Source organism: Paraburkholderia sp. XV (assembly GCF_020177535.1).
Classification (GTDB): Bacteria; Pseudomonadota; Gammaproteobacteria; order Burkholderiales; family Burkholderiaceae; genus Paraburkholderia; species Paraburkholderia caribensis.
This window is the reverse complement of the sequence record NZ_JAGUUD010000081.1, coordinates 1-16,394: the sequence shown is the minus strand read 5'-3', so window position 1 is coordinate 16,394 and position 16,394 is coordinate 1. Positions and strand designations below refer to the sequence as shown.

The 16,394-nt window shown below is 61.4% G+C and carries 19 protein-coding genes and 1 pseudogene; 12 read left to right on the top strand and 8 right to left on the bottom strand.

All coding sequences use genetic code 11. The features are described 5' to 3' along the window. Positions 1-10: 10 nt before the first annotated feature. Both KFO72_RS29475 and KFO72_RS29470 read right to left on the bottom strand, forming a co-directional pair. Positions 11-1,732: a dihydroxyacetone kinase family protein gene (locus KFO72_RS29475; protein WP_225033609.1), complete on the bottom strand. Its 1,722-nt coding sequence runs from the start codon at positions 1,730-1,732 to the stop codon at positions 11-13. A gap of 81 nt (positions 1,733-1,813) precedes the next feature. Continuing rightward, positions 1,814-2,731 (bottom strand): LysR family transcriptional regulator, encoded by a 918-nt coding sequence (locus KFO72_RS29470; RefSeq protein ID WP_225033608.1) that lies wholly within the window; start codon positions 2,729-2,731, stop codon positions 1,814-1,816. 106 nt (positions 2,732-2,837) lie between these two features. Between KFO72_RS29470 and KFO72_RS29465 the strand changes: the two genes are divergently transcribed. The 6 genes from KFO72_RS29465 to KFO72_RS29440 all read left to right on the top strand — a co-directional run bounded on the left by KFO72_RS29465 (position 2,838) and on the right by KFO72_RS29440 (position 9,348). Next, positions 2,838-3,719, top strand: coding sequence for an aldo/keto reductase family oxidoreductase (locus KFO72_RS29465; protein WP_176054397.1), 882 nt, complete (start codon positions 2,838-2,840; stop codon positions 3,717-3,719). Further along, positions 3,706-4,161, top strand: coding sequence for a hypothetical protein (locus KFO72_RS29460; protein WP_225033607.1), 456 nt, complete (start codon positions 3,706-3,708; stop codon positions 4,159-4,161). The genes KFO72_RS29465 and KFO72_RS29460 overlap by 14 nt, the downstream gene beginning before the upstream one ends. 245 nt (positions 4,162-4,406) lie before the next feature. Then, positions 4,407-5,915, top strand: a complete 1,509-nt coding sequence (locus KFO72_RS29455) for a metallophosphoesterase (RefSeq protein WP_225033606.1) — start codon at positions 4,407-4,409, stop codon at positions 5,913-5,915. Continuing rightward, positions 5,912-7,951: a CHAT domain-containing protein gene (locus tag KFO72_RS29450; protein ID WP_225033605.1), complete on the top strand. Its 2,040-nt coding sequence runs from the start codon at positions 5,912-5,914 to the stop codon at positions 7,949-7,951. The genes KFO72_RS29455 and KFO72_RS29450 overlap by 4 nt, the downstream gene beginning before the upstream one ends. A 374-nt stretch (positions 7,952-8,325) precedes the next feature. Continuing rightward, complete coding sequence (locus KFO72_RS29445) at positions 8,326-8,964, top strand: hypothetical protein (RefSeq protein ID WP_054931891.1); 639 nt, start codon at positions 8,326-8,328, stop codon at positions 8,962-8,964. Positions 8,965-8,988: 24 nt separating this feature from the next. Next, the gene (locus KFO72_RS29440) at positions 8,989-9,348 is read left to right on the top strand and encodes a hypothetical protein (protein WP_054931890.1); all 360 of its coding nucleotides are present in this window, start codon (positions 8,989-8,991) and stop codon (positions 9,346-9,348) included. A 65-nt stretch (positions 9,349-9,413) separates the two neighbouring features. On the opposite strand, the gene KFO72_RS29435 is transcribed toward KFO72_RS29440, so the two are convergent. The 3 genes and pseudogenes from KFO72_RS29435 to KFO72_RS42610 form a co-directional block, all read right to left on the bottom strand. After that, positions 9,414-10,952, bottom strand: a complete 1,539-nt coding sequence (locus KFO72_RS29435) for a response regulator (RefSeq protein WP_225033604.1) — start codon at positions 10,950-10,952, stop codon at positions 9,414-9,416. A 164-nt stretch (positions 10,953-11,116) separates the two neighbouring features. Further along, the gene (locus KFO72_RS29430; RefSeq protein WP_225033603.1) at positions 11,117-12,175 is read right to left on the bottom strand and encodes a DMT family transporter; all 1,059 of its coding nucleotides are present in this window, start codon (positions 12,173-12,175) and stop codon (positions 11,117-11,119) included. A 166-nt stretch (positions 12,176-12,341) separates the two neighbouring features. Continuing rightward, positions 12,342-12,506: pseudogene (locus KFO72_RS42610) on the bottom strand (porin); the annotation flags it as partial. A 96-nt stretch (positions 12,507-12,602) separates the two neighbouring features. Here KFO72_RS42610 and KFO72_RS29420 point away from each other — a divergent pair. Continuing rightward, a complete protein-coding gene (locus KFO72_RS29420) occupies positions 12,603-12,815 on the top strand; it encodes a hypothetical protein (RefSeq protein WP_225033602.1) in 213 nt (70 codons plus the stop codon). On the opposite strand, the gene KFO72_RS29415 is transcribed toward KFO72_RS29420, so the two are convergent. Together KFO72_RS29415 and KFO72_RS29410 are read right to left on the bottom strand one after the other, a co-directional pair. After that, on the bottom strand, positions 12,803-13,315 hold the full coding sequence (locus KFO72_RS29415) for a CPBP family intramembrane glutamic endopeptidase (protein WP_225033601.1): 513 nt from the start codon (positions 13,313-13,315) through the stop codon (positions 12,803-12,805). The genes KFO72_RS29420 and KFO72_RS29415 overlap by 13 nt on opposite strands. Positions 13,316-13,426: 111 nt before the next feature. Continuing rightward, positions 13,427-13,864, bottom strand: coding sequence for a hypothetical protein (locus KFO72_RS29410; protein WP_225033600.1), 438 nt, complete (start codon positions 13,862-13,864; stop codon positions 13,427-13,429). Positions 13,865-13,919: 55 nt separating this feature from the next. Between KFO72_RS29410 and KFO72_RS29405 the strand changes: the two genes are divergently transcribed. From KFO72_RS29405 to KFO72_RS29390, 4 genes are all read left to right on the top strand, one after another. After that, positions 13,920-14,171, top strand: a complete 252-nt coding sequence (locus KFO72_RS29405; RefSeq protein ID WP_225033627.1) for a hypothetical protein — start codon at positions 13,920-13,922, stop codon at positions 14,169-14,171. Positions 14,172-14,479: 308 nt separating this feature from the next. Further along, the gene (locus tag KFO72_RS29400; RefSeq protein ID WP_054931884.1) at positions 14,480-14,797 is read left to right on the top strand and encodes a hypothetical protein; all 318 of its coding nucleotides are present in this window, start codon (positions 14,480-14,482) and stop codon (positions 14,795-14,797) included. A gap of 55 nt (positions 14,798-14,852) precedes the next feature. Next, positions 14,853-15,038, top strand: coding sequence for a hypothetical protein (locus KFO72_RS29395; protein ID WP_054931883.1), 186 nt, complete (start codon positions 14,853-14,855; stop codon positions 15,036-15,038). Further along, positions 15,039-15,305 carry a DUF1488 domain-containing protein gene (locus tag KFO72_RS29390; RefSeq protein ID WP_054931882.1) on the top strand — a complete coding sequence of 89 codons (267 nt, stop codon included), beginning with the start codon at positions 15,039-15,041 and terminating at the stop codon, positions 15,303-15,305. Between the two features lie 43 nt (positions 15,306-15,348). Here KFO72_RS29390 and KFO72_RS29385 read toward each other — a convergent pair whose 3' ends face one another. Beyond that, positions 15,349-15,600: a hypothetical protein gene (locus KFO72_RS29385; protein ID WP_054931917.1), complete on the bottom strand. Its 252-nt coding sequence runs from the start codon at positions 15,598-15,600 to the stop codon at positions 15,349-15,351. A gap of 358 nt (positions 15,601-15,958) precedes the next feature. Between KFO72_RS29385 and KFO72_RS29380 the strand changes: the two genes are divergently transcribed. Beyond that, the gene (locus tag KFO72_RS29380; protein WP_107203347.1) at positions 15,959-16,255 is read left to right on the top strand and encodes a hypothetical protein; all 297 of its coding nucleotides are present in this window, start codon (positions 15,959-15,961) and stop codon (positions 16,253-16,255) included. Positions 16,256-16,394 lie beyond the last annotated feature (139 nt).

Below are 16,394 nucleotides of genomic sequence, written 5' to 3'. Positions count from 1 at the left end.
GCATGAAGGACTAGCGCACGAACGGCGTCAACGCGCGCAGCCAGGTCACCACCGCCACCGCGCCGCCGTCGGGTTCGCCCACGGCACGCTCGCCGAGATAGCTCGCGCGCCCGACGCGCGGCATCATCGCAGCCGTCGATGCCGCGCCCTTCTCCGCCGCATCGACCGTTGCGCTCCATGCGGCAGCGAGCGGCTCGCCGCGACCCGTCGCTTGCGTGAACGCATCCGCGGCGGGACGCAGCGCATCGAGCATCGTGCGCTCGCCGGGTTGCGCGCCGCCTAGCTCGGAGATCGCCTTGACGGCCAGATCGAACGCAGCGGCCCAATCGGACACGGCGGGTGCAGTGCTCTCGCCGAGACGGCGCGATGCACGCAGCAACGCGGTCGCGTAGAACGGCCCGGAACTGCCCGCAATCGCACGACGCAGCGTGACGGCGAGATCGGCGAGCGCATCGGCCGCCGATGGCCATGCCGTGGCGGGCATCGCCAGCACGGCTTCGCCCGCGCGTTTCATGCTGGAACCGAGATCGCCGTCGCCCGCTTTCGAGTCGAGCTCGGTCAGACGCGCTTCGCCGTCGACCAAGGCGCGCGCAGCGGCGTCGAACGCAAGCTGCAACGGCGTGCGTTGCGCGGCAGGCGCGTTCGATGCAACGGCGTCCTCAGTTGCGTCCTCACTTGCGTCCTCACTTGCGCCTGCTGCTATACCCGTCGCGCCGTCGACATTCACGCGTCCCTCGCCCGGCCATGTCGCGACCTTGGTCGGCGCGTCGAGTAGCGCAAGGCGCGCGTCGTCCACGCGCATCACCGAGATCGAACAGCCCGGCATGTTCAGCGCCGACAGCAGCGTGCCGCACCATGCGCGCTCGATACGCACTCCGCGTTGACGCAGACCATTGATCGCCGCGCGCGCGACGACGGCCAGTTCCATCGGCGTGGTTGCGCCCAGACCATTGACCAGCAGTGCAACACGCTCGCCGCTCGCCAGTTGCAGGTCGTCGGTGATCGCGGTGAGCAACGTGTCGGTCAGCTGATCGGCCGGCATCGGCCGGGTGCGTTGCACGCCCTTCTCGCCGTGGATGCCGAGGCCCAGCTCGATCTCGTCGTCCGCGAGACTGAAGCTCGACTGTTGCGTCGCAGGCAGCGTGCAGCCGTCGAGCGCGACGCCCATGGTGCCGATCGCGTCGGCCGCACTGCGCGCCATCGCCGCCACTTCCGCGAGTGTCTTCCCCGCCGCAGCCGCCGCACCCGCGATCTTGTGCACGAACACCGTCCCCGCAATGCCGCGCCGCCGCCCGCGCTCGACGGTGTTGCGCAGCGACACATCGTCGGCCACCACGACGACTTCGACGGGAATCCCTTCGGCGCGCGCCAGTTCGGCGGCGAGGCCGAAATTCAGGCGGTCGCCCGTGTAGTTCTTGACGACCAGCAGCGCTCCGTTCGGTCCCGCCGACGCCCGAATCGCAGCGAGCACGGCATCCGTCGACGGCGACGTGAACACCTCGCCGCACACGGCGGCCGCCAGCATGCCTTCGCCGACATAGCCCGCGTGGGCGGGCTCGTGTCCGCTGCCGCCGCCGGAAATGACCGCGACACGCCGTGCATGCGGCGCGGGCAGATCGCGCCGCACGACGACGTTCGCGTCGCGCAGCAACGCGGTGTCGGGCGCGAGCATCGCGAGACCTTCGAGCATCTCGCGCACCACATGCGACGGATCGTTCAGCAGCTTTTTCATGGCCTGGAATCTCAGTGAATGCGAATTGGGATGACGGATAAAAGGTTGGGCCGCGAGCGGTCCGAAAGGGACACTTTAGCTTCAGCGCGCAGTCGACGCATTCACCGGACCCTGCGTCTTGAGGAAATCGACGAACGCGCGCAAGGGCGCAGGCAGGTGACGCCTCCCCGGATAGTAGAGAAACGGCCCGGAAAACGGCTGCCACCACGGTTCGAGAATCGGCTCCAGCGCGCCGCTGTCCAGATGCGGCCGCAGCATCCCTTCGAACAGATGGATCACGCCGACACCTGCCAGGGCGGCGCTGACGGCAAGCTCGATGGCCGCGCCCGGCCTGACCACCAGCGGTCCCGACGGATCGAGCCGCACCACTTCGCCGTCGCGCTCGAAATCCCACGTCGGCATCGCGCCGCCCGCGAACTGGCCGCGCAGGCACGCATGATCGAGCAGATCGCGCGGATGCTCTGGCCTGCCATGCGCATCGAGGTATTCGGGCGTCGCGGCCGTCGCGAAACGCTGCACGCGCGGGCCGATGGGGATCGCGATCATGTCCTGCTCGAGCCGCTCTTCGTAGCGAATGCCCGCATCGCAACCGATCGACAGCACATCGGCAAAGCCGTCTTCGACCACGACCTCGACGCGAATGTCGGGATACGCCTTCAGGAACGGCGCGATGACGGACGGCAGCACGATGCGCGCGGCGCTGGACGGCACGTTGAGCTTGAGCGTGCCGCTCGGCTTGTCGCGGAACACGTTGAGGACGTCGAGCGCCGCTTCCATTTCGCTGAACAGCGGCGTGAGCTTTTCGATCAGCCGCTGGCCCGCTTCCGTCGGCGCGACGCTGCGTGTGGTGCGGTTGAGCAGCCGCAAGCCGAGCTTCGTTTCCAGGCGGCGCACGGCGATGCTCAAACTCGACGCGGAGACGCCGCTCATGCGCGCCGCGTCGCGAAAACCGCCCGCGCGCGCCACCGACACGAAGGCGGCAAGGTCGTTCAGTTCCATGATGGGCCATTGTTCAAGATATTCAACAGCCCGTACACTTTAGATGGGTTTATTCAACAGCGCAATCCGCGCACACTGCGGCTCATCGACAACCCAGGAGCGCGCAATGCCGAACCTCAATTCCACCGACACCTTCCCGCTAGCTGGCCGTACCGTTCGCCGCATGGGCTACGGCGCGATGCAACTGGCGGGTCCCGGTGTATTCGGCCCGCCGAAGGACCGCGATGCGTGCCTCGCCGTGTTGCGCGAGGCCGTCGCTTGCGGCGTCAATCACATCGACACCAGCGACTTCTACGGGCCGCACGTCACCAATCAGATCATCCGCGAGGCGCTGCACCCTTATCCCGACGACCTGACTATCGTCACCAAGCTGGGTGCCGTTCGCGGCGACGACGGTTCATGGCTTCCCGCGCGAGAGCCGGACGACCTGCGGCGCGGCGTGCACGACAATCTTCGCAACCTCGGCCTCGATGCGCTCGATATCGTGAATATTCGCGTCATGGGAAACATCCACAGCCCGGCGGAAGGATCGATCGAGGAACAGGTCGTCGCACTTGCGCAATTGCAGCGCGAAGGGCTGGTGAAGCACATCGGCCTGAGCAACGTGACGGCCACGCAGATTGCGCAAGCGCAGCGCATCGTGCCGATCGTCTGCGTGCAGAATCACTACAACCTCGTGCAGCGCGAAGACGATGCGCTCGTCGATCAACTGGCCGCGCAGGGCATCGCGTATGTGCCGTTCTTTCCGCTTGGCGGCTTTACGCCGATCCAATCGTCGGCATTGTCGGATCTCGCCCATACGCTGAACGCGACGCCGATGCAGGTCGCGCTCGCGTGGCTCTTGCATCGGTCGCCGAATATTCTGCTGATCCCCGGTACGTCGAAGGTCGCGCATCTGCGCGAAAACATGCAGGCCGCGCAGCTGCGCCTGAGCGACGCCGTGCTCGCCGAACTCGATGCGATTGGACGCACGAGTGGCGACCACTAAGCTCAGCGGCACGGTGAACGCATTGCGGGCTTCGTGGCTTCGCGCGGACCCTGCAATGATGAATCAGGGCATGGCGGCCTCCAGCGCGTCAAGCGTCGGCTCGTCCAGTTCGGCCGAAACGCCTGCGTCGTGGTCGCGCGGTTTCTTTATGATGTATTTCTATGGGATCTTCTTCAGAGCGGCAACACATGTCCGCAAAGAACCCTCGAATACGCGCTTTTATCCATTGCGGAGTTCTTCATCAACACGCTCACCGGGCTTTCGCAATGAAGCTGCGAATGCGTGCGGGCCTGTTTCGATGCTCTTCAGTGGGCTAGCCCAGGGCATTCTTCTTACCCCGCTATGTGCGGTAACGCACAGTGCCGCCTATCTGCAGAACGAGACGCCTGACGCATTTTCTGAAAGCGGCAAACTTCAGGCGCACACGACATCATTCTATTAAAACATTCCACCCGTACATCACGCAGATCAACTGATTTGAACGCCGTAGTAATGCCTTTTTTCCGCTTGAGAAAGCTCGGCAAAAGGGCCATGCCTCGACTATGTTATGAGAGCACGCGAGCGGTGTATATCAGCGCGATTATTTGAATACGACTACGCCTGATCGTCTACGTTACATGCGGCCTGCCGCCAGCTCCCCCGGCCGCGCCGTGCGAAATCCGCTTGCCCCGCAACCGGGATGCGATCATGGAGAAGACTGCCGTGCAGCCGATCCACCACGTCGACAGGCTCTACGTCATTTCCGATCTGCACCTTGGTGGGCCGCCGGGATTCCAGATTTTCGGCTCCACCGAAGAACTGGCGGGACTCATCCGGCTGCTTGCCGATCAGGATCCCGACGATGAAGTGGCGCTCGTCATCAACGGAGATTTCGTCGATTTTCTCGCCGAAGAAAACGCGACCTATTTCGACCCGCACGGCGCCATTCATAAGCTCGAACGGATCGCAAACGACGACACTTTTCGTGCCGTCTTCAAGGCCTTTCCCTATTTTCTCGGCAAGGAGGGGCGGCGGCTGATCGTCAATCTCGGCAATCACGATCTCGAACTGGCCTTGCCTTGGGTACGCGAGCGCCTCGTGCAGCTACTGACGGGAGAACAGTTGGCGCTGCCCGGCGCGCATTCGCGCCTGTATCTGGTTTTCGACGGCAGCGGTGTGCTGTGCAGCGTCGGTGGGCGTTCGGTTCTCTGTCTGCATGGCAACGAAGTCGATCGCTGGAATCCGGCGAACTTCGAAAGGATTCGCGAGATAGCGCGCGACGTGCAGATCGGCCGGGCGGTTGAACCGTGGATTCCGAATGCGGGCAGCAAGATGGTGATCGACGTGATGAATCCCGTGAAGCGCGAGTTTCCGTTCGTCGATCTGCTCAAGCCGGAGCAGGCGGCCGTGGCGCCCACGCTCGCGGCATGCGCGCCGCAACTGGTCGGCGAGCTCGACCGGGCAAAGAAACTGGCGGCCGTCGCATTGACACGCGTATGGGCCGGTGTGCGCAAACCCGACGGCATGCTGGGTGTGCCCCAACCGGAAGACGCAGCGGCGCCCGCCGCTTTCGATACCTCACGCGCGCCCGTCGCCATGGCCGCGAGGTCGCGGCAGGCCGCGCATCAGGCACACGAACTGTTGCTGATGGCCGATGATCGGGCGCGCCGCGGCGTCACCGCCAACGACCTCGTTGCAGGCGTCGAGGGTCTGCAGCTCGACGCGTTCGGCGCACTCGTCAAATGGTCTCGAAAGGAATCGCCCAGCGAAGTCTTGCGCGAGGCGCTCGAAAACCTCGACCGCGATCGCAGCTTCGACATTGGCGAGCGCGACGACACCGCGCAGCAGCTCGATGCCGAAGTGTCGCCCGACATCAATGTCATCGTGGCCGGTCATACCCATCTGGAACGCGCAATGCGTCGCAGAAACGGACGCGGCTGCTATTTCAACAGCGGCACATGGGCGCGGTTGATTCGCATCAAGGCCGAGGTCCGTGCCGACCCGCAACGGTTCGCGCAAGTCTTCGCGGCGCTCAGGCGCGGCACCATGGCTGATCTCGACAACGCAGAAGACCTGGTCATCAAGTCCTGCACCGTCGTAGTGGTATGGCGGGATGCCCCGGACAGTGTCAAGGCGGAGCTTCGCCACGTCAAAACCGTCGACGGTCAAACAGCACTCGACGCGGACCTGGCGGCAAGCCGCATGGAGATTCGATGATGCGCAAAATCACACTCGAATTACTCCGTCACGGGCCGCCTCATAATCAGTTGCTGTCGCCCCTTACCGAATACATCGCGCTGTGCGAAAACCATAGCGCCGTCACCTTCCACGTCCCGTTCGAACACAACCAGATGCTTTACCGGCTGCGCGCATTGAGCTATCAGCTCGGGCCCGAAGCCCGTGAATTCCAGATGGCGGATACCGCCCGTGTGCTGGGCCGGCTGCTTGGCGAGATTCCCGGCCTGACCGCCGATCTCAACCGTCAAAGAACGGGCACAAGCGACGGCGACACTGCCGAGCAGGTCACGCACCTGCGGCTGATCATTTCCGCGTCGGAACTCGCCTTGCTTCCCTTCGAACTGGCGACCGCTCCCAATGGCTTCCCCGGCGAAGGGCAAGCGCTTTCACTGCAAACCCAGCAGCCGGTCTGCATTACACGCGAGACACGGCGGGTTGCGCAGGAATACGTTCGCTGGCCGCGCAAACCACGCATTCTGTTCGCCTTCGCGTCGCCGCCCGACCTGGAAACGGTGCCTGCCGAAGCGCATCTGCTTGCGTTGCGCGAGGCGCTGGCGCCGTGGCTCGCGCTCTCGGACGACTACGACGACGAGCAGCGCCTGAAGATCATTGGTGACCGGCTGTCGGTATTGCCGAACGCATCCGCCGAGAGCCTCGAAGATGCCTGCGCGAAACACGACTATACGCATGTGCACATTCTCGCGCACGGCGTGCAAACGAACACGCCCTATGACAGCCGCTTCGGTCTCGCGTTTCATGCTGACCGGCATGCTGACGGCGTCGAAGCGATTTCGGGCGATCGTCTGGCGACCATCCTGCGCACGCCGCGTCATGGCCAGCCGGGCCGCTTCACGCGGCCCGCCGTCGTGACGCTCGCCAGCTGTAACGCCGGCAACGTCGGCTCGGTGACGGGGGTTGGCGCAAGCATCGCCCACGCGCTGCACGAGGCGGGCGTCCCGCTCGTGATCGCAAGCCAGTATCCGCTTTCGTTCGGCGGCTCGGTGGTGTTCGTGAAGGATATGTACGAGGGCCTGCTGTGGGGAGAAGACCCGCGCAAGCTGGTTGTGGGCATGCGCAGGCGGCTGCATTCGTACTTCAAGGACAAGCACGACTGGGCGAGTATCGTCACGTACGCATCCTTGCCACCCAATTTCGACGCACAGCTGGTGGATGCACGCATCCAGCAGGCCATGGCCAGCGCCTTGATCGCGCTGAACATGGCCGACCGCGCAATGGGCGCTTTCTCATGCCCGGAGCCGCAACTTCCGGCCACGGTGGCCCGCGTCGAAAACCACGCGCACCGCGATACGCTAGCCAGAGCGCAGGAGCAGGTGACCGAGGCAAAGGCCCGCCTGACCATGACGATGGGCGAGCATCCGGAACAGCAGGCGCGCATCCTCGAACTCCTCGCGAGTACCGAAAAGCGCGAAGCACAGATGATCTACCACTCGACGCAACAAGACAAATTCGATCCCAACTCGAACGATGGCATGTTGCTGATCAGCAAGCTCGAAACATCGAGAAACCACTATTGGTCGAGCTACCTGAAGCAGCGCAAAAGCCCTTCGCAACTGGTTCAATTTCTGTCGCTGACACTTCTTCTGCAATGTCTCGGCCGCCTGCCAAGGCCACTCGATCAGCCCGGGCAGGATATGACGTCGATCTGGTTGAGCGCTCACATGCAATCGCTCAACGATGCGGATCACGGCGACGGGAGCAATCGCGCGTGGGCCTATGGCAATCTGATGGAACTGTATCTGATCGGGAAGTACATCGATGACCTGCCACCCGCTTATTGCGGAGACTCGCTCACAAGCAAGGCGCTTGAAGCGGCCCGCACACTGGTCTCGTTAGCTGGCTCGACGTCGTTCGAAGTGTTCTCGACGCGGCGCCAGATCATGCGCTATCGCGACTGGTTTGTGCCGATGGTCTCAGGCGCATACAACATGCAAGCGCTAATCAGAGAATTACTCGAGGTTCTGCCCGCCTGTGACGAACCGGATTGGGACTTTTGACCTTACGCAGCGGTGCAACGCATCGCTCAGCCGTGTCGCCCTTCTTGCGCCATGCCATGAGTGGTTTGCTGAATGTTCTTTACCGCACACAACTTCGCAGCTGGCGGTCACCCCTCACTCGAAAAATCCGGATAGACGTCCTAACCTGAAATTTCCGACGCTTTAATAAAAGCAAAGGAAATCGCAGGTCAATTATCTATTGATAAAGGATGAGTTCGATCTGTTCTTTAGGCACTTCATCTCTTATGAACAGGCGTCTTCGCATACGCACTGCCTCCGCACACACTCTCCTCGCCTGAAAGCGCAGGCGATCGAACTGGAATGCCGGGGCAGTCGCACACGGTCTACTTACCTGCTTGTCGAGGGGGCATCCGATGTCCTTCATATTCCGCTGGTCTCCCCTATTGCGCTGGACGACTTCGATCGCGCTTGCCTTGACCCTGGCCGTCGCGGCTTGCACGATCCAGTTGGCACCGGCCTATGACCCGGCACTGGTCAACGGGATGCGCGCCGTCAACAACGACATCATGCAACTCTACGCAACAACCGGGATGGGCGTCGACAAAGCGACGTTCCCGCAGCGCGTCGACGAATACAACAGGATCATCGGCGCCGTCGATGCACTTGCATTGGAGTCGCAAAGCCGCCCGGTCCCCGATAGCGCGATCCGGGACAAAGTCGAGCAGGCGCTCGGGCAATGGCTCGCATCAAACCCTGCGCCGCCCATGAGGCGCGACGAGGCGTTGAGCCTCGCAGCCGCCGAATGTGCCGATGCACGCAAGATCAAGCGCGCGCCTGACATCACGATGCCCGCGCCGACGGCCAAGGCGGACACCCGGCAGTACGTCCCTGCCAGCGCGATGGCGCTAAAACAGGTATCACGGGCCATGGCCTTGCTCAGAGATACCGACTGCGCACACGGATTGAATAATGGAGAAGTCGCGGCGAACAAAGGCTATACACAGTACTTCGTTTCAGAAGCTCTCTTTTACGAGAACTTCTTGCAACGTTGAAATCGTTACGTTCAAGGAGTCGCCATGGCACTGGATCTCACGCAGGCAGCCGGCACGTTCGTGCAAGGCATTTCCTCGACGGTCAAAACGGTCACGGGTAGTGACATCACGTTGATCGCCGGATTTTCGCAAGCGCAGTTGCAGGCTCTCGCGCAGCAGTCCGCACTGGTCGCGGGCATGATCGAGGCGAATGCTTTCACGGCCGCCGAGAAGATGTTCTATCTGGATGGACTCGATCAGATGGCGAGAGGTTTTGTGAATACTTTTGTGCAGATCGTCGAAGTTGAAATCGAAAAGATCTACAACGCGGTCGTGAAAGCAATCTACGATTCCATTGGCAATCTGGCAGGCGTGACGCTGGCCGTGCCGCGCGCGGCCGTATGAGTGTTCGTACAACGGCCTGAACCTGCTGCGCGCTCGCCGCGGTCCCGTCAGTGGCGCATCCCCGCTCAACCCCCGTCGACAATCCGCAACAGGTCCGAGATCGCAACCGGTTTGACGAGATGATGATCGAAGCCGGCCGCCCGCCACGCATGCCCGTCGCAGGCTTGCCCCGGTTCTGAAACGGCAATGAGCACGGCACCTCCGCTAATCGGGTGTGCACGGATAGTCCGTGCAACCTGATAACCGTCCGGAGGGGCAATGCCCAGGTCGATGATCGCGACATCGAGTGCAATCTGCCCATTGAGGATCAACGCGGCGTTACCGGAGCGGGCGATATGCACCCCGTGCCCGTGCGATTCGAGCAACGCAGCAAGCGACGTGGCGTCGTCCAGTTTGTCGTCCACTATCAGGATGCTTCGAGCGCCGCCCTTGTTCACCAATGCGCCCTCGGCCCGTGGCGAGGCGAGCGACGCCGGCCCGATGAATTCGGGCAGACGCAGCACAAAATCAGCCCCCGTCCCCGCGCCCTTCGATCGGACCGTCACCGTTCCGCCATGTAGCGCGGCAAGCGCACGCACCAGCGACAGGCCTATTCCCAGACCGCCCTGCGACGCGGCAATGCTTCGCCGCGACTGGATGAACGGCTCGAAGATCGCTTCCTGTTCTTCCGGCAGGATGCCGACGCCCTGATTACGCACCCTGATCGATACCATGCCTTGCGACTGCCCGACGTCGATTTCAATATCGCTTTCGTCAGGTGCGTACTTCGTCGCATTGGACACGAGGTTGTCGAGCATCTGGACGACCCGCACGTCGTCACCAAAAACAGCGCAGGCCTCATTCTCCAGATGTATCGAAACCCGTTGCCGCCTCGCGTCGATATCGGGCCGGTTGGCCTCGACTGCCGCAGCGATGGCCAGACCGACATTGACGGAGCCGCGATCGATTGTGAGCCTTCCATGCGCCAGACGCGAAACATCGAGTAAATCGTCGACGAGGCGCGACAGGTGTTCCACCTGCCGCCCTACCGTTTGCCACGCTGCGCGCGTCGCGGCAGGGCTGGTCTGGAATCTCGGCTCCATCAGTTCCAGGGCGTTGCGCATCGGGGCGAGCGGGTTGCGCAATTCGTGAGCGAGTGTCGCGAGGAACTGGGACTTGCGCGCGTCCGCCTCACGAAGGGCGCGCTCGGCGCGCCACAAACGCAGCAGCGCGCGGACATTGGCGACAAGCTCAGGCGCTTCGACCGGCTCCGTCAGATAGCTGTCGGCCCCGCTGTCCAGGGCGCGAATCCGGTCCGAGGCGCTCAACAGGACCGCGGAGGTTTGCAGGACCAGTACCGACCGCGTCGAAGGATTCTGTTTGATCCGCTTGCACACATGCACGCCATCGCTGTCGGGCAGCAGCACGTCGAGCAGGACCACGGCGGGTTTGCGCGATGTGACAAGCTTCAGCGCCTGTTCACCCGTCGACGCCTCGAGCACGTCGAAGCCCGCACGACGCAGCACACGCGTTTTCACAAGCCGCGCGGCATCATTGTCGTCGACGTTGAGAATCAGTTCCGACCAGCCGGCAAGCGGCGGGTCTGTTTCGGGTAGATTCTGCATGCACCATTGCCAGTCGTTGCCGGGGTGGCCACTATCACAAGAACGGGCCGGGCTTCGGCCAAGGGTAGCACGACAGCGAGCCAGATCAGTGCGTTATCGTCAGCGTTTCGGGCCTGCGCCCTGATTTACCGCGAATGCCGTGTCATGTCACGATGTTCTGCGCACTAGTGCGAATGTCGATGGTGAACGTCGGGGAAATGTGCGTGCGAGTGGGTAATGGGCAGGTGCACATGGGGATGCGTGTGTGGCTCATCACCCGCATAGACAAAGTCGTGTTCGTGCTGGTGGTGTTCGTCATGACGATGCCGATGCGTATGCGCCAGCCGCTCGTGCGTGTGTTGATGGTCGTGCCGCTCGCGCACGTGCAGCCAGATACCCAGCGCCATCAAGGCCGCGGCGATCCAGAACGACAGATGCGGCAGTTCGGGCCAAATGACGAGCGAGAGGGCCACGCCGAAAAGCGGCGCGACGGAAAAATACGCGCCGGTGCGCGCCGTTCCAAGGTGACGTAGCGCAATCACGAACAGCACAAGACTTACGCCATACCCGGCAAGTCCCGTCGTCATGGCGGCGCCGACCATACCTGCAGCAGGCAGCGAGGCGCCCGTCGCGAACGCGATCGCGAGGTTCACCGGTCCGGCAATCAGCCCTTTCAGACACGCGATCACCATCGCATCGTTGGTCGAAACCTTGCGCGTGAGATTGTTGTCGATTGCCCAGCACAGACACGCTGCGACGATCAACAGCGCGCCACCGGGAATGCCTGCCCCGGCCGGTTGCCACGACAGCATCACGCCGCCGGCGACGATCGCCACCATGCCAAGGAATACCTGGACGTCGACGTTCTCGCGAAACACGACCCATGCGATCACGGCCGTCAGCACGCCCTCGAGATTCAGCAGCAGTGAACTGGTCGCCGCCGGTGTGCCCGACAGCCCGAGCATCAGCAGCGCGGGGCCAGCGACGCCGCCAGCAGCGATGGCGCCGAGCAGCCATGGCAGCTCAGCCCGGCTGATCCCGTGACGCGTGCCTTCCGTGGTGGACGTTCGCAGCCGCCGGACGATGATGCCGATACCGAGCCCAATGCCGCTGCCGAGATAGAACAGCCCCGCAACCAGGAAGGGTGACATTGACCCGAGCATGGCCTTGGCGAGCGGCGTCGCCGCGCCAAAGAGCGCTGCGGCGGCAAGCGCGGTGAAGATCGCGCTGGAGCGGGAATTCATGGGATCCGAGCTGTGCAAGTGCGCACTGAATGTCTGGATAATCAGTGTAGCGCACCGTCGGTTGCGTCGTTCGGTGAAGGTTGATGGGGCCACTGCTCGCGAACGTGCCGGGGACGCCAGCGTCTCGCCCCTGATGTCCCGTGGTACCGCTCATGCCATAGATCATCGTGCCCGTGAGGCTGTCATAACTGTTGTTGTAGCTCGCCGTGTACGACTGCACGATCAACGGCGAAAACACCACGGACGAACCAAACGGATTGACGAACTGCTGCTTGATATAGGTAGGGTTGGTCTGCTCGCCGAGCTTCACCGTGCCAAATGCGCCCGTCAGGCCGACATAGGCATTGCGCGAGAACAGACCGTCCGTCGCGTTCCGTCCGTTTTGCCCCGTGTCCGGTCTAAAGAAGCGGCAGCCGCGGAGCGAGGCGTGCGTTTGCGGATCGAACTGGAGGTCGATACTGTCACGTCGATTCTCGACCTCGTTAGCGTGGGCATCGGGTACGCCGTGCTACCGCTGAACGCAACGACCAGCGACGCGCTCAAGCGCCGCTTTCAAGCGATGCGGATTACCGAGCCGACGCTGTTCAGCCGCCTCGCGATCGCCCCCGCGTGTGGCGGGTTATTCCATCACGACAAATAGTGGATCAGCGCGATAGAAATGGCATTTCGCAGCGAATGAATCAACGCAACCGTCCAGAAGGCCCAGCCTCGACGCATTTGTTCAACGACGAATACATAGCCCAGCACGACACCAATGGGAAACGTCGTGAGCACGTATTTCCAGCTATAGAAATGCAATGAAGCAAAGAACGCTGCCGACAACACGATAGCCGTCCAGCGGCGAACACCGAATTTCTTGCGAAGCAGCGTGATGCATCCCCACTGGTTGAATGCCGTTTCAGCCAGAGGTGCGATCAGGCAACCGAGAATCAAGGAAGAGACGATGCCGTACGAACCCAAACCCGGTCCGCCTATCTGCTGAGCTGGGAAGAATACATCGGCAATATAGTCGAGCGGCAGAGGCAACAACTCCGTGGCTAACAGCGCCAGGGGAATCATTAGCCACGGCGGTGTATTCAGTCCCAGTTCGAATAATGTACCGCCAGTAAATGACGATGATCCCGCATTGAGTGATGGCATGCTCTACCCGTCTATTCTGGTTATGGACCGCCGTTTATTGCCGCATCGCATTTTAATAGAGAAGACCCGAAGCCAAGACGGTGGACGCAACACCGTTACGTACTCCGGCGATCAATGGTAAGTGGACGTAGACGACTGAAGCTTCGTCAACACACCGCCTTTGAACCGGAACCAGCCTTGGGAACTCTGCATCACGACTTCGTCGCGTTGCCAGAACACGCGCTTGACCGTCATGCGCTTATCCGAACGCTGCACGAGTGGCGGTTGATGGCGAAAGTCGTACAGCACCGGGCCAGCATCGGTCTGCACGAGCGAACGCGTGACAGTTTGACGGGCGTTGTCAACGTCATCGAAATGGGTCAGCGTGGTCGCGCCGAAGCGATCGAAAATGACTCGATCGAGCATCCCCACGAAATCGCGGTCTGTACGCGAGAATTGCAGTGTGCCCGAGGGCGTGACGAACGGGCCGGACGCGTTGCTTTGCGCATGAACGCAAGTCCAGACTGTGCAGGCTGCAAGTGCAGCGAGGAATAGTCGTTTCGGCCGCATGTCAGCCGCAGCTTCGCAACATCGCGGAATTGCATCGCGAAGTCAGGATGATAAATTGAATCATGATATGAATGAGGTGCAGGCAATCGCGAACACGCGAGAATATAATGCCTCCCTCAATATCTGTCTTGTCTTCTCCCTGCGACCGGCTTTTCAACGCAAGCCGCAGGTGGCCCGCTATTTCCTGTTCGCACCTTCGTCTCGCGGGGTTGCCTTGGGCGCAGCCTTCCAGGTGGAAAGATTCCCAGCAGGTGACGGCTTTTTCGGCTGTTTAGGCTTCTTTGCCTCGCGATTACTGCGCAGTTGACTCTTTGCCATCATCATTCTCCCGTTACTCTACTGGCCGCGGGTGCGGCCACGTTATCACCCATTCTGTGCGCATTTATCGTGGCTGTCGCGATCTGTTTCGTCGTAGTCACGCCACCCACGGTGAAATTACGCATGTACGAACAGAATCGGTAAATCGCGCTCCTTGCGTAGAAATCGGTATAGATTGCGCGATCGGCACCGACAATCTGGAATCGCAGAGAAGAAACACGCAGACAGGTCAGCAATCGTTCGCGCTGATCGAACAATAGGATTACACTCGAAGCATCGTGAACGAAGGAGGCTCGCATGTTCGAAGCCACGCCTCAAAATACGTTCCGCGGCCTGCCGTTGACCGCAGAACAGGACGCGGAAGTGCGGCATTACATAAGAAAGAGAAAACAACGCAGCGCGCCCTGGAATACACCCGAACTGGACGCGATGCTCAACGACATGCTGGCACCTCCCGTCGAGGAAGACGAAGCATCCGACGCCGCATTCACTGAAACCAGGTCTGCCACAGAACGGGCGCTTGGGTCACTCGACGAGTCGATGGAACCCGTTGAAGCGAGCGAACAACGCAATGCCGCAATCGAGGCGGAGGGCATGAAGCGCCCAATGCAGTGAAAACCATTTATGCCGCAGCTTCAAAAACATTCTGCAACTACTTTCTGGAATCTATATGCAAAAGCAAACCAAGGTGCATCCGGCTCCTCCTTCAAAGCAAAGCGACTACGCCAGCCAGCAGGCGGCGCGTGTCTCCGTGCAACGGAAGGCGGAAAGCGAACGCGCGCAGAAGCGTCTTGAAATGGATGCCCGCCTCGATGTCAACGCAAGCAAGTGGCGGTATGTCTGCAACGGTGAATAAATGACAAAAGCCGGCGTGGTCATCCACTTTCCCAATCCGACCCGGATCCACGACGCGTCGAGACACTGCGTGTGTTTCTGGGGATATGACAAAGCTCGCGAGATAGCCTTCCAGGTCGATGACGGAGTGCTCGCCAGACTGAGCCCCAACAAGGATTCTGACGAATCCTCGTTGCTTGCCGCATTCGACCGCAACCGCGAAAGAATCCTGGAGATCGCGAGAACGGTTTATACGGGCGGCCCGCAAAACAGGTACACGATCTCCTGATCAGGGAGATTCACTGCATACATGTGGAGCCGGGCGACGCTCCCTAATGTCGACGCCCGAGGTGCTTGCTGACAGAAAACTCGCTGGCAACCTCTCTGTGCACCTCGCTGACTGCGATGACGCCGTTGCGTGCGTTTCGCGGCTCCCAGTCGATTCCAATGGCCTCGTCGGCCATCGCACCTCGCGGTATGAGAAACATCTGCAAGCCCTGCGTATAGCAGTCGTGATCCGGCAGGCGACGGTTGATCTCGTCCACGAATTCTTCCGGCGTGATGATGGGCTTTCCCATGTCCATGCTGTGCTCCCTCGCTGTATGCCCACATTCCATTGATCTGCATATCGACGCGTGAATGCGTTTGCGCCTCGGATGCGTCGTGTTCAGGATAACAGCGCACTGGCTGTTGCGGGTCATGATCTGTAGCCGGCAATCCGGATCGACCTGCCGCTTCGCCCGCTCGATACTCAACTACTACTGGAACGCGTCGCCGCGATAGCTCAGCGCTTCGAAGCGCATAGGCGCGCCATTGCGGCTGGTGAGGTCTCGCTGTACTCCGGCTCGAATGCTTGCGGGCAAAACTGAGACGCACTGTCAAGTCTTGACCTGATTCGCCCCTATCATTGCGGCGATCGCGAGACAGGAGACGGGAACGGGTATGAATGCAGACACGCTGGACTACGAAGTGCTGACACTGGTGATGGAAAAGCGGATTGCCAATCACGTGAAAGCCGCTAAACGAAAACGGTCACGAAATGAAGCAGCCGAACGGGTATTCTTTGCCGCTGCCGCGAACGAAGCTCTGTTCGTGTGGATGCTGTTGGCAAGCCGGATGAACTCGGATCTCTATCTGGCTGATAAGGCGAGATTGACGCGAATGATCGAGGATGTAGTGAGGGATTGTGGGCAAGCCGTTGAAGCGGGGTTTCATCGCGAAATGTTCGCGGGTGCATGAGGTGCTGAAAGGGATTGTCCGGCGGCGCCGGGGGCGGTTTGGTTTGGTTTGGTTTTGTTTGGTTTTCGCTGGCATCCGCGATTTGTTAGCGTGCTCCACGCGTCGCCCCTGTGCGGGGCGGCACCTACTTTTCTTTGCC

Bases quoted from the DNA above. Each gene is read 5' to 3' on its own strand.
- KFO72_RS29475 (WP_225033609.1), bottom strand. From the start codon at position 1,732: ATGAAAAAGCTGCTGAACGATCCGTCGCATGTGGTGCGCGAGATGCTC.
- KFO72_RS29470 (WP_225033608.1), bottom strand. From the start codon at position 2,731: ATGGAACTGAACGACCTTGCCGCCTTCGTGTCGGTGGCGCGCGCGGGC.
- KFO72_RS29465 (WP_176054397.1), top strand. From the start codon at position 2,838: ATGCCGAACCTCAATTCCACCGACACCTTCCCGCTAGCTGGCCGTACC.
- KFO72_RS29455 (WP_225033606.1), top strand. From the start codon at position 4,407: ATGGAGAAGACTGCCGTGCAGCCGATCCACCACGTCGACAGGCTCTAC.
- KFO72_RS29450 (WP_225033605.1), top strand. From the start codon at position 5,912: ATGATGCGCAAAATCACACTCGAATTACTCCGTCACGGGCCGCCTCAT.
- KFO72_RS29445 (WP_054931891.1), top strand. From the start codon at position 8,326: ATGTCCTTCATATTCCGCTGGTCTCCCCTATTGCGCTGGACGACTTCG.
- KFO72_RS29440 (WP_054931890.1), top strand. From the start codon at position 8,989: ATGGCACTGGATCTCACGCAGGCAGCCGGCACGTTCGTGCAAGGCATT.
- KFO72_RS29435 (WP_225033604.1), bottom strand. From the start codon at position 10,952: ATGCAGAATCTACCCGAAACAGACCCGCCGCTTGCCGGCTGGTCGGAA.
- KFO72_RS29430 (WP_225033603.1), bottom strand. From the start codon at position 12,175: ATGAATTCCCGCTCCAGCGCGATCTTCACCGCGCTTGCCGCCGCAGCG.
- KFO72_RS29415 (WP_225033601.1), bottom strand. From the start codon at position 13,315: ATGCCATCACTCAATGCGGGATCATCGTCATTTACTGGCGGTACATTA.
- KFO72_RS29410 (WP_225033600.1), bottom strand. From the start codon at position 13,864: ATGCGGCCGAAACGACTATTCCTCGCTGCACTTGCAGCCTGCACAGTC.
- KFO72_RS29400 (WP_054931884.1), top strand. From the start codon at position 14,480: ATGTTCGAAGCCACGCCTCAAAATACGTTCCGCGGCCTGCCGTTGACC.
- KFO72_RS29395 (WP_054931883.1), top strand. From the start codon at position 14,853: ATGCAAAAGCAAACCAAGGTGCATCCGGCTCCTCCTTCAAAGCAAAGC.
- KFO72_RS29390 (WP_054931882.1), top strand. From the start codon at position 15,039: ATGACAAAAGCCGGCGTGGTCATCCACTTTCCCAATCCGACCCGGATC.
- KFO72_RS29385 (WP_054931917.1), bottom strand. From the start codon at position 15,600: ATGGACATGGGAAAGCCCATCATCACGCCGGAAGAATTCGTGGACGAG.
- KFO72_RS29380 (WP_107203347.1), top strand. From the start codon at position 15,959: ATGAATGCAGACACGCTGGACTACGAAGTGCTGACACTGGTGATGGAA.